We start from the raw sequence: 18,693 nt of genomic DNA, 5'->3' as shown, positions 1-18,693 counted from the left end.
CGGACGGCCGCGCACGGAGCGCCCCGGGCGGGTCCGCTCCCCGCCGCCGTCGGCCGTGCCGGAGCGGACCGTCCACCCACCGCCGATAGACCGTCCGCCGGCACCCCGGCCCCTGGTCGGCGGTCGCGTAGCCTTCGCCCATGACTCCCGAGGACCTCGTGCGCGACCACACGATCTACTCCTGTGTGATGGGCTCACGGGCCTTCGGCCTGGCCACGGACGGCAGCGACACCGACCTGCGCGGTGTCTTCCTCGCGCCCACCGCCCTGTACTGGCGGTTCGACAAGCCCCCGACCCATGTGGAGGGTCCCGCGCAGGAGCAGTTCTCGTGGGAGCTGGAGCGCTTCTGCGAGCTGGCGCTGCGGGCCAACCCGAACATCCTGGAGTGCCTGCACTCCCCGCTCGTCGAGCGCGTCGACGACACCGGACGCGAACTGCTCGCGCTGCGCGAGGCGTTCCTCTCCCGCCAGGTCCACGGGACGTTCGTCCGCTACGCCTCCGGGCAGCGGCGCAAACTGGACGCCGACGTACGGCAGTACGGCGTTCCGCGCTGGAAGCACGCGATGCATCTGCTGCGGCTGCTGGCGAGCTGCCGTGATCTGCTCCGTACGGGCCGGCTGGTGACCGACGTCGGCGACGACCGCGAGCGGCTGCTCGCGGTGAAGCGGGGCGAGGTGCCCTGGTCCGAGGTCGAGTCCTGGATGGCCCGGCTGGCCGGGGAGGCCGACGCGGCGGCGGCCGTGAGCCCGCTCCCGGCCGAACCGGACCGGGCACGGGTCGAGGACTTCCTGGTCCGGGTACGGCGGGCGTCAGCGCTGGCGGAGGTCCAGCCGGGTCCGTACGGCGAAGTCGTGCAGGTCGTCGCGGGCGGTGGCCTCGTCGGGCAGTGACGAGCGCGCCCGGGCCTCGTCCAGGACGGAGTGCAGTTCCTCCACCTCCGCGTGCACGGCCTCGGTGTCCACGGGCGCCCCCCCGTGCTCGGCCTCGGTCTTCGCCGCGATCAGCTCGGGCAGCCTGGCCGGCGCCGCCATCTCGCCCAGCAGCGTGGGCAGATGGGCGACGACCTCGCCGGAGCGCATCAGATGGATGCCCGTGAGCAGCGCCCGGTAGGTGTAGAGCAGCGGCTTCAGCTCACCGGTCTTCTCGAACAGCCGCCACTGGGTGCCCGCGAACCCCCGGTAGTGGTGGGCGTGGTGCGCGGTCAGCACCCCGGGGGCGAGCGCGACGAGCTCCTCGTGGGCCGGCGAGGTGTGGGCCACCAGCGGTGACAGCAACTGCTCCAGCACATAGCCGTTGCGGCGCAGCATCAGCCGGACGAACTTCCGGAGGTCGTGCGTGACGAGGTCCATCTCCACCCCGTCCCTGACCCACATCAGGGACCGGGTCTCGTCCGGTTCGTGCAGTCCGACCAGGTCCTCCACCGGCAGCAGATGGACTCCGCGCAGATCCACGTCCGAGTCGCGGGACGGAAAGCCGTAGAAGTGCGCGCCGGAGACCGTCGCGAAGAGCAGCGGATGGGGCTGCTCCGCTACCACGGGGGCGAGTTCGGCGGGTTGAAGGGCCAGTGTCATGGCTCAAGCGTCCCAGAGGGCACCCAGCGTCAGCAGCTCGCTGCGGTACTCGATGCGCTCCTCCCACTCCTTGGGCCACGCCCGGGCACCGAGGTGGGCCCCGGCGAACGCGCCCGTGAGGCAGGCGATCGAGTCGGAGTCCCCCCGGGTGCAGGCCGCCCGGCGCAGCGCGGTCAGCGGCTGTTCGGGGAAGAGCAGGAAGCAGTGCAGCGCGGTCGCGAGGGCCTCCTCGGCGATCCAGCCGTCACCGGTGGCACGGCACGGATCGGTCTCCGGGTCGGCGTCGCGCAGGGCGTTGGCCAGGCGCTCCAGCACCGTGAGGCACTCGTCCCAGCCGCGTTCGACGAAGGCCTCGGGCGTGGCGTCGTGGGCGTACGTCCAGAGGTCGCCGAGCCAGTCGTGGTGGTATCGGGAGCGGTTCTCGTACGCGTACGACCGCAGCCGGCCCACGAGACCGAGCGGTTCGGTGCCGCGCGCCAGCAGGTACACCGCTCGCGCCGTGAGGTCGGAGGCGGCCAGCGCGGTCGGGTGGCCATGGGTGAGCGCGGCCTGGAGCTGGGCGGCTCCGGCGCGCTGCCCGTCGCTGAGGCCGGGCACGAGCCCGAGGGGCGCGACGCGCATGTTGGCCCCGCAGCCCTTGGAGGCGATCTGGCTGGCCTCCTGCCAGGGCATGTCGCTGTCGAGCTTGTGGCAGGCGACCAGGCAGGTGCGGCCGGGTGCGCGGTTGTTGTCGGGCGAGTGGTACCAGTCCACGAACTCCTCGCGCACCGGCCGGGTCAGCCGCAGCGGGGCGAGCAGCCCCCGGTCCGTGGCCGTGCGGATGCCGCGGGCGAGGGCCAGCGTCATCTGGGTGTCGTCGGTGACGATCGCGGGCCTCGGCAGGTCCATCTCGCGCCAGGGCCCGAACGTGGCGAGGATCGAGGGCACGTCCTTGAACTCGGTGGGGAAGCCGAGCGCGTCGCCGAGCGCGAGCCCGACGAGGGTGCCGGTGGCGGCCTGCTTGGTGGCGGTCCTCGTCGCCGCCAGGTCCGTCGTGTCGGTCATGTCGAATGCCGTCCTTCCGGTCGCAGTAGCGGAGGGTGCAGGGCGTTCGCCGGCCCCGCCCGGTAGAGCGCGGCCGGCTTCCCCCGGCCGCCGGTCAGGCGCGCGCCTCCTTCGACGGCTTCCACGAAGCCGGGCGTGGTGAGGACCTTGCGCCGGAAGTTGGGGCGGTCGAGCTCGACGCCCCAGACGGTCTCGTACACCTGCCGCAGCTCGCCGAGGGTGAACTCGGCGGGGCAGAAGGCGGTGGCGAGGCCGGTGTACTCGAGCTTGGCGCCGACGCGTTCGTGAGCGTCGGCGAGGATGCGCTCGTGGTCGAAGGCGAGGCGGCCCTGGCTGCCGTGGGGCACCCAGCGGGCGTGGGCGGCGTCGCCCCCGCCGCGCGGTTCGGGCAGATCCGGCACGAGGGCGGTGTACGCGACGGACACGACGCGCATCCTCGGATCACGGTCGGGGTCGCTGTAGGTGCGCAACTGCTCCAGGTGGAGGCCGGCGACGGTGCCCGCCGACAGTCCGGTCTCCTCGGCGAGTTCGCGGCGTGCGGCCTGCCCGGCGGACTCCCTCGGGAGGATGAAGCCGCCGGGCAGCGCCCAGGCGCCCTTGTACGGCTCGGCACCGCGCTCGATCAGCAGGACGTGCAGTTCGCCGTCGCGGACCGTGAAGACCGCGAGGTCCACGGTGACGGCGAAGGGCGGGAAGGCCCTCGGGTCGTATCCCTCGACGGTCATCGGAACTCCGGCACGGGGGCGTCCCCGCCGCGGGTGGGCAGGGGGTCGGCGAAGTGCCAGCCGTCGGCGAGCAGTTCGTCGACGGCGGCGACGGCCGTGGCGAGCCGTTGCTCGTGCGGGCCGGTGACCGTGATGAACCGCCTTCCGGTACGGGTGAGTTCCTCGGCGAACCGGGCGGTCATCCACGGCCGCAGATGTTCGCCGTCGCGCAGGCCGTCGTCCTCGAAGGGCACTCCCTCGTGGTCGGTGAGCAGCCAGAGGTCCCCCCGGCCGGCGGCGGCGATCCGGGCGACCTCCTCGTGCTGCCCGCCCAGGTAGCGTTCGTGCCAGACGGTGGTGGCGAAGGCGTCCGTGTCGCAGATCAGGACCGGGGAGCCGATCCGGGCGGCGGCGTTCTCGAGTTCGGTCTGGCGCCGGGCGATCAGCGGGAAGTCGTCGCCGTCGAAGCGCACGTCCGACCATTCGGCACCGGGCCGTTCGGCGCGCAGCGCGGCGAGCTTCCGCCCGCTGAACTCCCTGCCGTACTCGGGTACGGCGGCCGTGCGCGACCACACCCCGCCGCGTGCCCGGTAGTGCGCGGCGAGCGCGTCGGCGAGGGTGGTGGTGCCGGTGGACTCCGCGCCGAGGACGACCACGCGCCGGGTGAGGGCGGCCCGTACGGGCGGCTCCAGGAAGTCCCAGCAGCCGACGGGGTCGTGGCGCACGGCCGTGCCGGAGACCGGGAAGACCGTGCGGCCCGGGTCGACGCAGATCGAGTCGGCGCGGAACCTGCGGGCCAGTTCGTCCCCGTACGCCTCGGAGGTGAAGACGGCGTCCACGCGCCCGGGGACGGCCGCGCGGAAGACCGCCATGTGCGCGTCCCAGACCGCCGGGTCGGTGATGTCGACGGGGATGTCGTCGATGGCGCCGACCACCCGGACGTCCGGGTGCACCTCGCTCATCCACGCCATCCGCGCGTCCAGCGGGATCGACTCCACGGACGCGGCGCAGACGAGGACGGTCAGCCGGTCGCAGCGGTCGCGGGCGGTCCGTACGAGGTGGTGGTGGCCCGCGTGCGGCGGGTAGAACTTGCCGAGGACCAGCCCGTGCCGGTAGCGCTTCACGTCGTCGCCTCCGCCGTCGTGTCCTGCCTCGCTCCGCCGCCGGGCACCGGCACCGGGCGCTGCGCCGCCAGGTCGCGCGACCAGTGGCGCAGCCCGAGGACGCACAGCGTCATGAAGCCGAGGTACAGCAGCGCGGTGAGGTAGAGCTCCTTGTACGCGTACAGCGGCACGTAGACCACGTCCGCGGCGATCCACAGCCACCAGGACTCCAGCCGCTTGCGGCACTGACCGTACGTCGCCATCAGGGACAGCGCGGTGGTGAGCGCGTCCCAGAACGGGACGTCCGAGTCGGTGGCGCGGTCCAGGAGCAGCGTCAGCCCGATGGTCCCCATCACCCCCGCCGCGAGCAGCCACGTCCACTCGGTGCGCGTCGTGCGGCGCACCGGGAGGGCGTCGGAGCCTGGTCCACCCCCGTGGGTCCAGGTCCACCAGCCGTACACGGCGAGGGTGATGAAGACGACCTGCAGCCCCGCGTCGGCGTACAGGCCGGCCTGGGTGAAGAGCAGGACGAAGAGGACGTTGTTGGCGATGCCGACCGGCCAGTTGGCGATGTGCTGCCGGGCGACGAGCCACACGCACAGCGCCCCGCTTCCGAAGCCGAGCACCTCGGTCCAGCTGACCGGTGTGCCGAGCAGCGTGAACAGCGGCTGCTGCAGCGGCGCGAGTACGTCCGCGAGGCTCACGACCCGCCCCCTTCTTTTAGAGTCACTATGACTATAAAGGCGGAAGGGGTGGTCCGACAAGCACAACAACGGAAGGCTGGGAGCGGTGTCCGGCGAGGGCATCGCCGCGCGGGCGGCACACCGGCGAAGGGATCAGGGCGGAATGAGCGGGCCGTTGCTGCACAGGCGCTTCCCCGAGGCGGCCGGGGCGCTGCCCCGTGAGCCGCTGGGCGACGGGCCGACGCCCGTGCGCGAACTGGGCGGCCTCACCGGCCGGGTACCGCTGTGGTGCAAGGACGAGAGCGGGTACGGCCGCGGGGGCTGGGGCGGCAACAAGGTCCGCAAGCTGGAGTGGATCCTCCCCGACGTGCGCCGACGCGGGGCCCGCACGATCCTCACGGTGGGCGGCACGGGCACCAACTGGGGCCTGGCCACGGCCCTCTACGCGAGGGAGCGGGGACTGCGGACGGCCGTCGCCCTGGTCGACCAGCCCGTCGACGACCACGTCCGGCGGCAGCTCGAACGGCTGCGCCGGTCCGGTGCCACCCTGCACCTCACCCGTACGAAGGCCCGGACGATCGCCGCCGCGCCCTGGCTCTTCCTGCGCCACTCGGCGCACGGTCACCTGCCGTACTTCCTGCCCGCCGGCGGTTCGTCCCCGGTCGGCACCCTCGGCTACGTGGAGGCGGCCCTCGAACTCGCGGACCAGATCGCCGCGGGCGCCCTCCCCGAACCGTCCCACGTCGTGACCGCCGTCGGATCGGGAGGGACCGCGGCGGGGCTCGCCCTCGGCCTCCGGCTCGCCGGCCTGGAGCGCACCCGGGTCGTCGGCGTGGTCGTCAACGACACCCTCCGGCTCGACGCCCGCACCGTCGCCGCCCTGGCCGGGCGGACGGAACGGCTGCTGCGCGCACGGGGAGCGGACCTCCCCCGCGGCGTGGTCGCGCCCAACGACGTGACACTGGTGCGGGACTGGCTGGGGCCTGGCTACGGGCATCCCACCCCGCGGGGGACGGAGGCCCGGCGCCTGGCCGCGGAAGGTGCGGGGCTGGACCTCGAACCCGTCTACACCGCCAAGGCGTTGGGCGCCCTGCTGGACATGGCGGACGGCGGCCGCTTCGGCCACGGTCCCGTGCTCTTCCTCCAGACCCACGGGCCCCGGGACGGCGACTGACGCCGGCGGCCGGCCGCTCGTCGCACACGGTGCGGCCGGAGGGCCGACGCGCGGTGCCCGGGCGGCGTGAACGGCGGCCGCCCGGCCCGTTCACCGCCCCCGGACGACCGCGGCACTGCGCGGAGGAGGGGCGGGAACGGGGCCTCAGACGGCCGACGCAAGTGCAGGCGTCAGAGCCCGACTTCGTTCATCAGCATGCCGACCTCGGTGTTGCTCAGCCGGCGCAGCCAGCCCGACTTCTGGTCGCCGAGCGTGATCGGGCCGAACGCGGTCCGCACGAGCTTGTCGACCGGGAAGCCCGCCTCGGCGAGCATGCGGCGGACGATGTGCTTCCGGCCCTCGTGGAGGGTGACCTCGACGAGGTAGTTCTTGCCCGTCTGCTCCACGACCCGGAAGTGGTCGGCCCGGGCGTAGCCGTCCTCCAGCTGGATGCCCTCCTTGAGCCGCTTGCCGACCTCGCGCGGGAGGGGCCCCTGGACCGCGGCGAGATAGGTCTTCTTGACGCCGTACTTGGGGTGGGTCAGCCGGTGCGCCAGCTCGCCGTGGTTGGTGAGCAGGATGATGCCCTCGGTCTCGGTGTCGAGCCGGCCGACGTGGAACAGGCGGGTCTCGCGGTTGGTGACGTAGTCCCCGAGGCACTGGCGGCCGTCCGGGTCCTCCATCGTGGAGACGACGCCCGCGGGCTTGTTGAGCGCGAAGAACTGGTACGACTGCGTGGCGACCGTCAGTCCGTCGACCTTGATCTCGTCCTTGGCCGGGTCGACCCTCAGCCCCTGCTCGGTCACGATCTCGCCGTTGACCTCGACACGGGCCATGTCGATCAGTTCCTCGCAGGCGCGGCGCGAGCCGTAGCCGGCGCGGGCGAGCACCTTCTGCAGCCGCTCGCCCTCCTGCTCGGCGCCCGGGAAGGTCTTGGGCGTGGCGGTCCGGGGCTTGTTCGCGTAGCGCTCGCGGTTGCGCTCCTCGGCGCGGGCCTCGTACTCGCGGGAGCGGGCGGGGGCGGTGCGTCCGCCTCCGCGCTGCGGGGACTGCTTCGGTCCGCCCTTGGCACCGCCCCGGGCCGCCTCGCCCCGGCCCTTCCGCGGGCCCTCGGACGCCGATCCCCCGACGTCGTAGCGGCGCTCCTCGGGACGGGGCTTGCGCGCACGCTTCTGCTTGTCGTCGCGCTGTCCCCCGGCCTTCGACCGGGCGCCCCCACCGGCACCCCGGTAGTCGCCGCGTCCGCTGCTGTTCCTGCCGCTGCTTCGCATCAAAGTTCCGTCGTCGTCGTGTCGTCTGCGTCTGTGTCCGGAGCGTCCGGATCGAACGACGGAACGGCTTCCTGGGTCTCGGCCTCGATCGCCTCCGCCTCGGGGAGGAACGGCGCGAGCTCGGGGAGCTCGTCCAGACCCCGCAGCCCCATCCGCTCCAGGAAGTAGTTCGTCGTCCTGTACAGGATCGCACCTGTTTCGGGTTCCGTGCCCGCCTCCTCGACCAGACCGCGCTGGAGCAGGGTGCGCATCACGCCGTCACAGTTCACTCCGCGCACCGCCGAGACCCGGGAACGGCTGACCGGCTGCCGGTACGCGACCACGGCCAGCGTCTCCAGGGCGGCCTGGGTGAGGCGGGCCTGCTGGCCGTCGAGGACGAAGCGCTCGACGGCGGCGGCGTGCTCGGGCCTGGTGTAGAAGCGCCAGCCGCCGGCGACGAGCCGCAGCTCGAAGCCGCGGCCCTGGATCGTGTACTCGTCGGCGAGTTCGCGCAGGGCGTCGGCGACGGCGCGGCGGGGCTGTTCGAGGACCTTGGCGAGGTGCTCCTCGGTCGCCGGCTCGTCGACGACCATGAGGACGGCCTCGAGGGCGGGCCGGAGCGCGGACCGCGTCCCGGCCGCGTCCTCGGATCCGCCGCCCGTACCGGGAGCGACGGCCGTACCGGGGGCAACGGCAGCGGCAGGCGTGCCGGCCGCGGGCACGGCGGGCCGCACGAGGTCGTTGCTCACGCCTTCTCCTCCAAGCTCTCGGGAGTCCGGTCGAACTCGTCGGTGACGTGGGCGTCGGCCTCGCCACCGGCCCAGGTGATCACGAGCTCCCCCAGGGCGTCCTCCTGGTCCAGGACGACGGCCTTCTCACGATAGAGCTCCAGCAGGGCGAGGAAACGGGCGACCACGGTGAGGGTGTCCGTGACGCCGTCGGTCAGCTCGCGGAAGCTCGCCCTTCCGCGCTCGCGCAGCAGACCCACGACGACCTCGGCCTGCTCGCGCACGCTCACGAGCGGCGCGTGGATGTGGTCCACGTACACCTGCGGCTTCGGCTTCGGCTGCATCGCCTTGACCGCGAGCCTGGCGAAGCCCTCCGCGCCGATGCTGATGACGACGTCGGGAAGCAGCTCGGCGTGGTGGTCCTCCAGCCCGACGGTGCGGGGGTACCGCCGGGACTCCTCCAGGAGCCTGTTGCCGAAGATCTCGGCGACCTGCTTGTACGCCCGGTACTGGAGCAGCCGGGCGAACAGCAGGTCCCGCGCCTCCAGCAGTGCGAGATCCGCCTCGTCCTCGACCTCGGCGGCCGGCAGCAGCCGGGCGGCCTTGAGATCCAGCAGGGTCGCGGCGACCACGAGGAACTCGGTGGTCTGGTCGAGGTCCCAGTCGGGCCCCATGGCGCGGATGTACGCCATGAACTCGTCGGTGACCTTGGAGAGGGCGACCTCGGTGACATCGAGCTTGTGCTTCGAGATCAGCTGCAGCAGCAGGTCGAACGGTCCCTCGAAGTTCGCGAGCCGCACCTTGAACCGCCCGTCGTCGACGGGCTCCGCGCCGTCCTCCGCCGCCTGCGCGGTGGCGGTGTCGGGGGAGGCGTCCGCGGGGACGGCGTCAGTGGTGGCGGTGTCGGGGGCGGCGGTGTCGTGGGAGGCGTCCGCGGGGACGGCCACGGGCCCGCCGGTCCCGGATCCCGGCGCCGGCACGGCGGCGAGGGGCAGACCCGCGTCCGGGCGGTGTCCGCCCGCGGGGCCTTCGAGATCTGCGGGGAGGCCGGCCGCGCTGTCGGCCCCGGCCCGCGCCCGGTCGAGTGCGGAGGTGCGGGTACCGGGTTCGCCGGCGGCGGCCGGGCCGTCTCCCGCCCGGCCGGGGCCGGGCACGGAGACCCGGGCGGCGCGCTCCGGGGCCGGCGCCGCGGGCTCGGCGGCCACTCCCCCGCCGGCCCGCCCGTCGACGGGATCGTTCTCGGACGCCCGCCCACCCGGCGCGGGCGCCGTCCTCGCGCCACCGGGCGCGTTCTCGGCGGCAGCGGGGCCCGTCGAGAGGGCACCGGCCGCATCGGTCGCCTCCGAAGCCGCCGGCTCGACGGCAGCGTCCTCGGGAACGGGCCCGGGGGCGGGCACGGGATCGGCCGCCGCGGCGGAAGACGGAACCGGAGCGGGATCGGGCGCCGTCTCCTCGGCCGAGGCGGTGGAGGAGTCCCGAGGCACGGGCCCGGGCTCCCGGTCCTGCTCGCGCGCGGAGGGCGCGGACGGCGCGGACGGCGCGGAGGGCACCGTCCCGGTCCCGTCGTCGCCGACCACGCCGCCGTGAGGGTCCACCTGGGTCCGTCCCTGGCCGGAGGACGCCCCTCCAGGGCCCTCTGCGCGGCCCGGACCGGCGCCGGGGACCCCGGGGTCCGTCTCGGCCCCCGTGGGCCGCTCGTGGGCGACGCCGGGTTCCGGTGCCGGGTCCGCCGAAGGCGCGGGTGCCGTACCCGGGCCGCGGCCAAGGGTGCGACGGGGCGGGCGGGCCGGAGGCCGGTGGGGGGCGGGGTCGTTCGGCGGCATCGTGGTCCAGGGAGCGGAAGGAAGGTCGCGCGCAGGCTACCCCGTCAGCGACCGCGCAGGCGCCGCACCAGGATGCTCGCGTCGCCCCGGGACTCCAGGTCCGCCAGGACGACGGCCACCGCTTCGCGGACGATGCGCCCGCGGTCCACGGCCAGACCGTGCTCGCCGCGCAGCACCAGCCGCGCGTGCTCGAGGTCCATCAGTTCCTCGGCCGAGACATAGACCGTGATCTTCTCGTCGTGCCGTTCCCGGCCGCTGGGCCGGCGGCCCGGCGCGCGTCCCCGGCGGCGCTGAGCGGACTCCTGCGGACGGCGTCCCTTCGGCGCGGCCTGCGCCGCCGCGGCCGGCTGGTCGCCGTCCGCCCCGCGGCTCCGCGGCTCCGCGGCCTCCGCGTCCCCGGCCGAGGAGTGCTCCTCCGAGGCCGCCGGAGCGCCCGCTCCGGGCGCCGGCTGCGGGGTCTGCGGCGCGGCCGGAGGCGACTCCACCGGATCGCTCTCACCGGCCGGCGCCGGAACCCGCGCCTCGCCGTTCGCCCCCGCCTGGCCCCGCCTCGGGGACGAGGACTGCAGCCCCATGCCCCCGGTCGTACGGAACAGCTCGTCGGCTCCGGGCAGACTCACTCGGCGTGACACCGGGCGAGCACCTCCCTGGCGAGCTGGCGATAGGCGGCGGCGCCGACGGAGTTGGACGCGTACGTCGTGATGGGCTCACCGGCGACCGTCGTCTCCGGGAAGCGCACCGTGCGCCCGATGACCGTGTGGTAGACGTGGTCGTCGAACGCCTCGACCACCCGCGCCAGCACCTCGCGGCTGTGCACCGTGCGCGAGTCGTACATCGTGGCGAGGATGCCGTCGAGCTCCAGGTCGGGGTTGAGCCGCTCCTGGACCTTCTCGATCGTCTCGGTGAGCAGGGCGACGCCGCGCAGCGCGAAGAACTCGCATTCCAGCGGCACGATGACCTTGTGAGCCGCCGTCAGGGCGTTCACCGTCAGCAGGCCCAGCGACGGCTGGCAGTCGATCACGATGTAGTCGTAGTCCTGCATCAGCGGCTTCAGGGCGCGCTGGAGCGTGGACTCGCGCGCGACCTCGCTCACGAGCTGCACCTCGGCCGCCGACAGGTCGATGTTGCTCGGCAGCAGGTCCATGTTGGGCACGGCCGTCTTCAGCAGGACCTCGTCCGCGGACATGCCCCGCTCCATGAGCAGGTTGTAGACGGTGAGGTCGAGCTCCATCGGGTTCACGCCGAGACCGACCGACAGGGCGCCCTGCGGGTCGAAGTCGACGAGCAGCACCCGGCGTCCGTACTCCGCGAGCGCCGCACCCAGGTTGATGGTCGACGTCGTCTTGCCGACGCCGCCCTTCTGGTTGCACATCGCGATGATCTTCGCGGGGCCGTGGTCGGTGAGCGGGCCGGGGATCGGGAAGTACGGCAGCGGGCGCCCGGTCGGGCCGATGCGCTCACGGCGCTGGCGGGCCGCGTCGGGCGCGAGCGTGGCCGCGTACTCCGGATCGGGCTCGTACTCGGCGTCAGGGTCGTAGAAGTGCCCCTCGGGCACCTCGTCGTAGTCGGCGAAGTGGGTGGACTCTCGGCCACTCTCGTTGCCGGCCATGGCGTTCACGTGTTGGCCGTCCATCATCTTCATCGTGTGGGCTGTCGTCGTCATGTGCTGGTGAGTCGCGAAGGTACGGACAGCGACGGAGCCGACAGCTTCGAACCCGGACGGGGCCGCCTGGCCCGGCGTCGGGGGTACCTCCACGCCCATGGGGCGCACCGGGAGCATTCCTGGTTGGCCGCCCCCGGGAGAAAATGTCGACTCATTCACAAGTCGTCTTACCTCCTTGGACGTGACCAGGAAACTTATCGATAGGTCAGCGTGGCACCATGCCGACGGTTGGCGACTCTATGGCGTGTCACCGCTCCGCAGCAACACAATCCGCCGGACCCGGCCCGATGTGTCGGCAACCGAACACCCCGCTGTCAAGGGTGCACAGCAGCCGTTCCGCGCCTTTCGCGGGTGTGCGAATCGGTTGAAGGGTTACGTTCAAGGCGAGTTGAGCGAGCGGGCCGTGCCGGCCGGACACACGTCCGGCCGGACCTTGCTCCTCAAGGTCCGGCCGGATACGTGATGTTGACGACCCCGGTTGACGGGGCGGTCGGTTGGCGTCGCGCGTCAGCCGAGCAGCGTGTTCAGCTCGACGGTCTCGAGGCCGTGCGCCTCGGCGACCTCGCGGTAAACGACCTGGCCCTCATGGACGTTGAGGCCCCTGGCCAGCGCGGGGTCACGGCGGAGCGCCTCGACCCAGCCGTTGTTCGCCAGCGACACGACGTACGGGAGCGTGGCGTTGGTGAGCGCATTGGTGGAGGTGTTCGGCACCGCGCCGGGCATGTTGGCGACGCAGTAGAAGACCGAGTTGTGGACCCGGAACGTCGGCTCGGCATGCGTCGTCGGACGGGAGTCCTCGAAGCAGCCGCCCTGGTCGATCGCAATGTCGACAAGGACACTTCCCGGCTTCATCCGGGACACGAGCTCGTTGGTGACCAGCTTCGGGGCCTTGGCGCCGGGGATCAGCACCGCACCGATGACGAGGTCGGCGTCGAGGACGGCCTTCTCCAGCTCGAAGGAGTTGGACATGACGGCCTTGACCTTCGTACCGAAGATCTTGTCGGCCTCGCGCAGCTTGTTGATGTCGCGGTCCAGCAGCGTCACCTCGAAGCCCATGCCGATGGCGATCTGCGTGGCGTTCCAGCCGGAGACACCGCCGCCGATGACGACGGCCTTGGCCGGGGTCACGCCCGGGACGCCTCCCGGCAGCACGCCGCGGCCGCCGGCCGGGCGCATCAGGTGGTAGGCGCCGACCTGCGGGGCCAGCCGTCCGGCGACCTCGGACATCGGGGCGAGGAGCGGCAGGGAGCGGTTGGGGAGCTCGACCGTCTCGTAGGCGATGGCGGTGGTGCCGGACTCGATCAGGGCGTCCGTGCACTCCTTGGAGGCGGCAAGGTGCAGGTAGGTGAAGAGCACCTGGTCCTTGCGCATGCGGTGGTACTCCTCCGCGATGGGCTCCTTGACCTTGAGCACCATGTCGGCGGTGGCCCAGACCTCGTCGGCGGTGGGCAGGATCTGCCCGCCCGCGGCGACGAACTCCTCGTCCGTGATCGAGGAGCCGACACCGGCGTTCGCCTCGATGAAGACCTGGTGGCCGTTGCGCACGAGCTCGTGCACACCGGCAGGGGTGATGGCCACCCGGAACTCGTTGTTCTTGACCTCGCGGGGGATGCCGACCTTCACGTCGATCACGGTCCTTGGCTCAGGGGGATTCTGGTGCAATTCCATACTTACCCGGATACGCCGGGCGTATCGGATGGACCGGGGCGACACCCGGCAGAGCCAGTCTAATGAAGGACTTCCAGCTGTCTAGCCTTGCAAAGCAAATTTCTCTGACGAGAACACTACGGATTTCGCAGGCCGGAAACGTCGCCTCCCAGCAGTCGCTCGGCGGCGGAACGATGCAGTCCGGCAGCCGCGGCGTCGCCGAGCCGCTCCAGCGTGTCGGCCAGCCGCAGCCGGAGCGCGGCCTGGAGCCGCACGTCCCCGGCCCGGCGCGCCCAGGCCACGGCCTCCTCGCAGGTGCGCAGCGACTCCTCCGGGCGCCCCGCGTACTCCTGGACGCGGGCCGCCTCGCTCAACGCCCGCGCATGACCGGGCAGATCGCCGAGGCGCCGGAATCCGGCCGCGGCCGCGCGCCAGTTGCGCAGCGCCTCCCCGTACCGCCCGGCGTAGGTGTGCACACCGCCCAGCCGCCCGTACAGCCTGGCCTCGTCGGCCCGCTCGCCGCGGGCGAGGCGCTGGGAGAGGGCCCGCCCGTACCAGTCCGCCGCCCGCTCCCAGTCACCGAGCTCCTGGTAGGCACCGCCTACGGATTCCATCGCCCGGGCCAGGGCGTACGGGTCGTTCCCTCGGCGCCCGGCGTCCAGCGCCGCCCGATATCGCACCAATGCGTCCTGCGTCCGTCCTGTCTGCGCATCCAGGTCGGCGAGGTTCAGCAGCGCGGCGGCCTGCTCCCGGTGGAGATCACGGCGTACGGCCACGTCCAGGACGAGCCGGTGGAGTCCGTAGAGCTCGGGCGCGGCCGCCCCGGTGCCGCGATGGGCGACCAGGGCCCGGACGAGCGCGGCGATCAGCCGCCGGGCGAGGGTGTCCAGCTCACCGTCGGCCACCGCGATCCGGGCGGCCGCGAGCAGCGCGGGCCGGCGCGCGTCCAGCCAGGCCCCGGCGGCCCCGGCACTGGAGAAGCGCAGGGCGCGCGGCAGCCCCGCGAGCTTCTTGCGGGCCGTGGAGCCCTCGGGTTCGGTGACGGCGCGGCAGGACTGCAGCAGCCGGACGGTCCGCTCCAGCATGCGGGCCCGGGCGAGCTGCACCTCGGCGGGGCGCTCCTCCTCGGTCACCAGTGCGTGCAGCAGCGGGGCGAGGCAGCCGGGCACCTCGTACTGCTCGCTCCCCACCGGCTCGGCCGGCTGCTCCGCGCCCCCTGCGGAGTGCAGCAGCCCGAGCGCGGCGAAGTCCTCCAGGGTCGAGCCGGCAGCCGAGACCGAGCAGCCGGACAGGGCGGACGCGATGTGCGCGTCCACCCGCCCGGCCGGGGCGAGGGCGAGCAGCCGCAGCAGCCGCGCGGCGGACTGCGGGAGCGAATCGTGGACGAGCCGGAAGGCCCGTGCCAGCGGCCGGGCGCCGACCGGCGCCTCCGGGTCGTCGGGCAGCCCCCGCAACTGCTTGGTCGCGTCGGCGACCGATGCCTTGGGGCGGGCCGCGAGCCAGCCGCCGACCAGCATCATCGCGGCGGGCTGTCCGCCGCACTGCTCGACCAGCGATTCGGCCGCCTGGGGGTCGACGGTGACCCGCACCGATCCGGTGAAACGGCTCAGCAGCTCGATGGCCGACTTGGCGTCCATGCCGCCGATGGTGCACGGCCGCACGTCGGGAATCCCGGTGAGCGGTCCCTGGGAGACGGCGACGACCAGGCATTCGGGGTTGTCCGGCAGGAGCGGGGCCACCTGTTCCGCGTCGGCCGCGTCGTCCAGAACGAGCACGCACCGCCGCACCGCGAGGGCCTCGCGAACCATCTCGGTGAGCAGGTCCTCGTCGGCCCCGGCCGGTGCGCCGACACCCAGGGCCTCCAGCAGCCCGCGGGCGGCACGGTCGCCGGGAACGGGTTCGCCGCCGGGCTCGGTGAGCCTGGCCCACAGCGCCCCGTCCGGGTACTCGTCCGCCAGGCGGCGCGTCAGTTCCGCGGCGAGCGCGGTCCGCCCCGAGCCGGGCCGCCCGGCGACGAGCAGCACCCGGGCGCGAGGTGCCTTGCGCCCGGAGATCGTGTCGAGACCGGCCCGTTCGATGTCGGCCCGCAGCGCCTTCAATTCCCGCTGACGCCCGATGAATTGCCCACCCACAGGGCCAACGGTCCCATGACGGGGCCGCTCCTCGGACACGGGCCCTGCCTGCGACGGGCGGCTCTCGGACGAGGGTTCCTCGAAGTCCACCGCCTGATCCGTCACTGGCCACGCTCCCCAGTCCGCCACCGTACGAGCCGAGCCCACGCCGGGTGCCCGGGCGGGCGCTCCGAGCGTAATTCAGGCATCTCGCCGAATCGGGGAGAGCGCGGCGGCACACGGCGGGAGTATCCCTCGATCGGATGAGCGGATCGTCACACCACCCTGGCGCGGGGCCGCGCGACGCGGGCGCCGCGACGCACCGGGGTCCGGTTCTCCGCGAGCCGGCGCCTCGGGCGGCGCTCCCGGCGGGGAGCGCCGCCCATGACGGTTCTCAGGCCTCGAACGGGCGGGCCGGCCAGGGTGCCTCGGCCGGGCGGAGGGAGTCCAGGCCGCCGCCCGCGAGGGCCGCGGTGAGCGAGAGGACGCCGACAACCAGGCAGTTGTTGTGCAGATCGCCGGCGAGCACGCCGCGCACCAGGTCCTGGAGCGGGACGCGGGCCAGCTCCATGTCGGCCTCCTCCTCGGAGACCTGGAAGCGCTCGCCCTCCGCCTCGGACAGATCGCGGGCCAGGAAGATCCTTACGGCCTCGTCGCAGCCGCCGGGTGTGGTGTAGACGTCCGCGAGGACCCGCCAGTCGACGGCCTTGACGTGCGCTTCCTCGTACAGCTCGCGCTGTGCCGCGGTCAGCGGGTTCTCCCCGGGGACGTCGAGGAGTCCGGCGGGGATCTCCCAGAGCTTCTGCCGCACGGGGTGCCGGTACTGGCGCAGCACCAGGACCCGGTCGTCCCCGTCGAGCGCGAGCACCGCCACCGACCCCGGGTGCACCTGGTAGTCGCGGCGCGCGACCGAGCCGTCGGGCATGACCACGTCGTCGGTGCGGACACTCGTCTTGTTGCCCCTGAACGGTGTGGCGGTCGCGGTGACCCGCCACTCCTCGTGGGTGTCCTTGATGGTCATGTGCGTCCTCCCAAACGCCGGAACCGGGGCGCGGAACCTCTCCCGTCCCGCGCCCCGGCCCACCGTAATGCCTTTGCCTTACTTGCCCGTCTTGTGCCCTGCGCCCTGCGCCGCGGTCTTCCGCTCGACGGCCGCCTTCACCAGGCCCGCGAAGAGCGGGTGCGGACGGGTCGGGCGGGAGCGGAGCTCCGGGTGGGCCTGGGTCGCGACCAGGTACGGGTGCACCTCGCGCGGGTACTCGACGTACTCGACGAGCTTGTTGTCCGGAGAGGTTCCGGAGAAGACGATGCCCGCCTTCTTCTCCAGTTCCGCGCGGTAGGCGTTGTTCACCTCGTAGCGGTGGCGGTGGCGCTCCTCCACGTACGGCTCGTCGGCGTAGACCTCGCGGACGATGGAGCCCTCGGCGAGCTTCGCCGGGTAGAGACCGAGGCGCATCGTTCCGCCGAGGTCGCCCGCGCCCTCCACGTACGCCAGCTGCTCCTCCATCGTCGAGATGACGGGGTGCGCGGTGCCGGCGTCGAACTCCGTGGAGTTGGCGTCGGGGATCTCGGCCAGGTTGCGCGCGGCCTCGATCACGATGCACTGCAGGCCGAGGCAGAGGCCGAGCAGCGGGATCTTGTTCTCGCGGGCGTACTGGATCGCGCCGACCTTGCCGTCGACACCGCGCTCGCCGAAACCGCCCGGGATCAGGATCGCGTCGACGTCGCCGAGCTGCTTCTGCGCGCCGGCGGGCGTGCGGCAGTCGTCGGAGGTGACCCACTTCACCGTGACCCGGGCCTTGTTCGCGAAGCCGCCGGCGCGCATGGCCTCGGTCACGGACAGATAGGCGTCCGGCAGGTCGATGTACTTGCCGACGAGCGCGACACTGACCTCATGGTCGGGATTGTGCACTCGGTCCAGCAGGTCGTCCCAGACCGTCCAGTCGACGTCGCGGAACGGCAGGTCGAGCTTGCGCACGACGTAGGCGTCCAGGCCCTCGGTGTGCAGCACCTTCGGGATGTCGTAGATCGACTTGGCGTCCATGGCCGCGACCACGGCCGCCTCGTCGACGTCGCACATCAGCGAGATCTTGCGCTTGATGGCGGTGGGGACCTCACGGTCGGCGCGCAGCACGATCGCGTCCGGCTGGATACCGATGTTCCGGAGCGCGGCGACCGAGTGCTGGGTCGGCTTGGTCTTCAGCTCCCCGGACGGCCCGATGTACGGCAGCAGCGAGATGTGCACGACGAAGACGTTGTCCCGGCCCACCTCGTGGCGGACCTGGCGGACGGTCTCCAGGAACGGCAGCGACTCGATGTCGCCGACCGTGCCGCCGACCTCGGTGATGACGACGTCGACGTCGTCCGTGGCCATGCGGCGGATGCGGTGCTTGATCTCGTTGGTGATGTGCGGGATCACCTGGACCGTGTCGCCGAGGTACTCGCCGCGACGCTCCTTGGCGATCACGGTCGAGTAGACCTGGCCGGTGGTGACGTTCGCGGAACCGTCGAGGTCCACGTCGAGGAAGCGCTCGTAGTGACCGATGTCCAGGTCGGTCTCGGCGCCGTCGTTGGTGACGAACACCTCACCGTGCTGGAACGGGTTCATCGTCCCCGGGTCCACGTTCAGGTACGGGTCGAGCTTCTGCATGGTGACCCGCAGTCCCCGCGCCTTGAGGAGCGCCCCCAGGCTGGAGGCGGTCAGGCCCTTGCCGAGGGAGGAGGCGACACCCCCGGTGACGAAGATGTGCTTGGTCGTCGTAGATGTCGAGGATCGAGCCGGCATGGCCAAGACGGGGCTCCCGTGGTCGCGAGGTGGTCGTGCGTAACGGCGCCCCACAGGGAACATCCGGGGATCACCTGGGGAGCCGTCGCTGCGGTTCGGGGGCCGCCATCCCTAGCGGGGGCACCACCGGTCCACGGGCTACCAGGGTATCAGCGCCCGGGGGAGACTGCTTCCGGCCACACAGGGCATGATGGCCTTCAGCGGGCTCCACCGGGGTTCACCAGGCGCTCACCCGTTCGGCCGCGATGCATTGTCCAGAGCATCGCGCGGATCACCGGGGTGCGTCGTATCCTGCTCGGACACTTGATTCGGAATATCGCTGCCGAGCGAGGCCGGTGAACGGCACCACCCCCGCCCTTCCCCTCACAGTTTCGCCTGGGCGGGAACACCCCTCCCGGAGCGAGCTCGTCATCGACCGATTGACCCCT

General features: G+C 72.7%; 16 protein-coding genes. 2 read left to right on the top strand and 14 right to left on the bottom strand.

The annotated features are described in order from the left end of the window. The first annotated feature begins 140 nt into the window (after positions 1 to 140). Complete coding sequence (locus BLT82_RS33855; protein ID WP_093661918.1) at positions 141 to 890, top strand: nucleotidyltransferase domain-containing protein; 750 nt, start codon at positions 141 to 143, stop codon at positions 888 to 890. Here BLT82_RS33855 and BLT82_RS33850 read toward each other — a convergent pair. The 5 genes from BLT82_RS33850 to pnuC are packed head-to-tail and all read right to left on the bottom strand — an operon-like array spanning position 810 to position 5,126. After that, a complete protein-coding gene (locus tag BLT82_RS33850; protein WP_093661916.1) occupies positions 810 to 1,571 on the bottom strand; it encodes a nucleotidyltransferase domain-containing protein in 762 nt (253 codons plus the stop codon). The two genes, BLT82_RS33855 and BLT82_RS33850, sit on opposite strands and share 81 nt — an antisense overlap. A gap of 3 nt (positions 1,572 to 1,574) precedes the next feature. After that, on the bottom strand, positions 1,575 to 2,615 hold the full coding sequence (locus BLT82_RS33845; protein WP_093661914.1) for an ADP-ribosylglycohydrolase family protein: 1,041 nt from the start codon (positions 2,613 to 2,615) through the stop codon (positions 1,575 to 1,577). Further along, positions 2,612 to 3,340: an NUDIX hydrolase gene (locus BLT82_RS33840; RefSeq protein WP_093661912.1), complete on the bottom strand. Its 729-nt coding sequence runs from the start codon at positions 3,338 to 3,340 to the stop codon at positions 2,612 to 2,614. Before BLT82_RS33840 ends, BLT82_RS33845 begins: the two co-directional genes overlap by 4 nt. Then, entirely contained in the window at positions 3,337 to 4,443 is a 1,107-nt protein-coding gene (locus BLT82_RS33835) for an AAA family ATPase (RefSeq protein WP_093661910.1), read from the bottom strand. The genes BLT82_RS33840 and BLT82_RS33835 overlap by 4 nt, the downstream gene beginning before the upstream one ends. Continuing rightward, the gene (pnuC, locus tag BLT82_RS33830) at positions 4,440 to 5,126 is read right to left on the bottom strand and encodes a nicotinamide riboside transporter PnuC (RefSeq protein ID WP_093661908.1); all 687 of its coding nucleotides are present in this window, start codon (positions 5,124 to 5,126) and stop codon (positions 4,440 to 4,442) included. The genes BLT82_RS33835 and pnuC overlap by 4 nt, the downstream gene beginning before the upstream one ends. Positions 5,127 to 5,268: 142 nt before the next feature. Between pnuC and BLT82_RS33825 the strand changes: the two genes are divergently transcribed. Next, the gene (locus BLT82_RS33825; protein WP_093661906.1) at positions 5,269 to 6,279 is read left to right on the top strand and encodes a 1-aminocyclopropane-1-carboxylate deaminase/D-cysteine desulfhydrase; all 1,011 of its coding nucleotides are present in this window, start codon (positions 5,269 to 5,271) and stop codon (positions 6,277 to 6,279) included. A gap of 170 nt (positions 6,280 to 6,449) precedes the next feature. Here the strand turns inward: BLT82_RS33825 and BLT82_RS33820 are convergent, their stop codons facing one another. The 9 genes from BLT82_RS33820 to BLT82_RS33780 all read right to left on the bottom strand — a co-directional run bounded on the left by BLT82_RS33820 (position 6,450) and on the right by BLT82_RS33780 (position 18,265). Next, a complete protein-coding gene (locus tag BLT82_RS33820) occupies positions 6,450 to 7,529 on the bottom strand; it encodes a pseudouridine synthase (RefSeq protein WP_093661904.1) in 1,080 nt (359 codons plus the stop codon). Further along, complete coding sequence (gene scpB, locus BLT82_RS33815) at positions 7,529 to 8,101, bottom strand: SMC-Scp complex subunit ScpB (RefSeq protein WP_093662000.1); 573 nt, start codon at positions 8,099 to 8,101, stop codon at positions 7,529 to 7,531. Before scpB ends, BLT82_RS33820 begins: the two co-directional genes overlap by 1 nt. A 152-nt stretch (positions 8,102 to 8,253) precedes the next feature. Further along, the gene (locus tag BLT82_RS38365) at positions 8,254 to 9,831 is read right to left on the bottom strand and encodes a segregation/condensation protein A (protein WP_244529861.1); all 1,578 of its coding nucleotides are present in this window, start codon (positions 9,829 to 9,831) and stop codon (positions 8,254 to 8,256) included. A 272-nt stretch (positions 9,832 to 10,103) separates the two neighbouring features. Next, positions 10,104 to 10,679, bottom strand: a complete 576-nt coding sequence (locus BLT82_RS33805; RefSeq protein ID WP_093661902.1) for a hypothetical protein — start codon at positions 10,677 to 10,679, stop codon at positions 10,104 to 10,106. Beyond that, the gene (locus tag BLT82_RS33800; RefSeq protein ID WP_404205731.1) at positions 10,676 to 11,821 is read right to left on the bottom strand and encodes a ParA family protein; all 1,146 of its coding nucleotides are present in this window, start codon (positions 11,819 to 11,821) and stop codon (positions 10,676 to 10,678) included. The genes BLT82_RS33805 and BLT82_RS33800 overlap by 4 nt, the downstream gene beginning before the upstream one ends. Before the next feature lie 408 nt (positions 11,822 to 12,229). Further along, entirely contained in the window at positions 12,230 to 13,345 is a 1,116-nt protein-coding gene (gene ald, locus BLT82_RS33795) for an alanine dehydrogenase (RefSeq protein WP_093661998.1), read from the bottom strand. Positions 13,346 to 13,506: 161 nt separating this feature from the next. Next, positions 13,507 to 15,606: a tetratricopeptide repeat protein gene (locus tag BLT82_RS33790; RefSeq protein WP_093661898.1), complete on the bottom strand. Its 2,100-nt coding sequence runs from the start codon at positions 15,604 to 15,606 to the stop codon at positions 13,507 to 13,509. A gap of 268 nt (positions 15,607 to 15,874) precedes the next feature. Beyond that, a complete protein-coding gene (locus BLT82_RS33785; protein ID WP_093661896.1) occupies positions 15,875 to 16,501 on the bottom strand; it encodes an NUDIX domain-containing protein in 627 nt (208 codons plus the stop codon). Between the two features lie 78 nt (positions 16,502 to 16,579). Next, the gene (locus BLT82_RS33780; protein WP_093661894.1) at positions 16,580 to 18,265 is read right to left on the bottom strand and encodes a CTP synthase; all 1,686 of its coding nucleotides are present in this window, start codon (positions 18,263 to 18,265) and stop codon (positions 16,580 to 16,582) included. Between the last annotated feature and the right edge of the window lie 428 nt (positions 18,266 to 18,693).

The organism is Streptomyces wuyuanensis (assembly GCF_900103455.1).
Taxonomy (GTDB): Bacteria; Actinomycetota; Actinomycetes; order Streptomycetales; family Streptomycetaceae; genus Streptomyces; species Streptomyces wuyuanensis.
Note: the sequence above shows the minus strand (reverse complement) of the source record. Positions and strands in the feature narration are given on the sequence as shown.

Excerpts from the sequence above, each read along its gene's own strand:
- BLT82_RS33855 (WP_093661918.1), top strand. The coding sequence starts at position 141 with ATGACTCCCGAGGACCTCGTGCGCGACCACACGATCTACTCCTGTGTG.
- BLT82_RS33850 (WP_093661916.1), bottom strand. The coding sequence starts at position 1,571 with ATGACACTGGCCCTTCAACCCGCCGAACTCGCCCCCGTGGTAGCGGAG.
- BLT82_RS33845 (WP_093661914.1), bottom strand. The coding sequence starts at position 2,615 with ATGACCGACACGACGGACCTGGCGGCGACGAGGACCGCCACCAAGCAG.
- BLT82_RS33840 (WP_093661912.1), bottom strand. The coding sequence starts at position 3,340 with ATGACCGTCGAGGGATACGACCCGAGGGCCTTCCCGCCCTTCGCCGTC.
- BLT82_RS33825 (WP_093661906.1), top strand. The coding sequence starts at position 5,269 with ATGAGCGGGCCGTTGCTGCACAGGCGCTTCCCCGAGGCGGCCGGGGCG.
- BLT82_RS33820 (WP_093661904.1), bottom strand. The coding sequence starts at position 7,529 with ATGCGAAGCAGCGGCAGGAACAGCAGCGGACGCGGCGACTACCGGGGT.
- scpB (WP_093662000.1), bottom strand. The coding sequence starts at position 8,101 with ATGGTCGTCGACGAGCCGGCGACCGAGGAGCACCTCGCCAAGGTCCTC.
- BLT82_RS33800 (WP_404205731.1), bottom strand. The coding sequence starts at position 11,821 with ATGGGCGTGGAGGTACCCCCGACGCCGGGCCAGGCGGCCCCGTCCGGG.
- BLT82_RS33785 (WP_093661896.1), bottom strand. The coding sequence starts at position 16,501 with ATGACCATCAAGGACACCCACGAGGAGTGGCGGGTCACCGCGACCGCC.
- BLT82_RS33780 (WP_093661894.1), bottom strand. The coding sequence starts at position 18,265 with ATGCCGGCTCGATCCTCGACATCTACGACGACCAAGCACATCTTCGTC.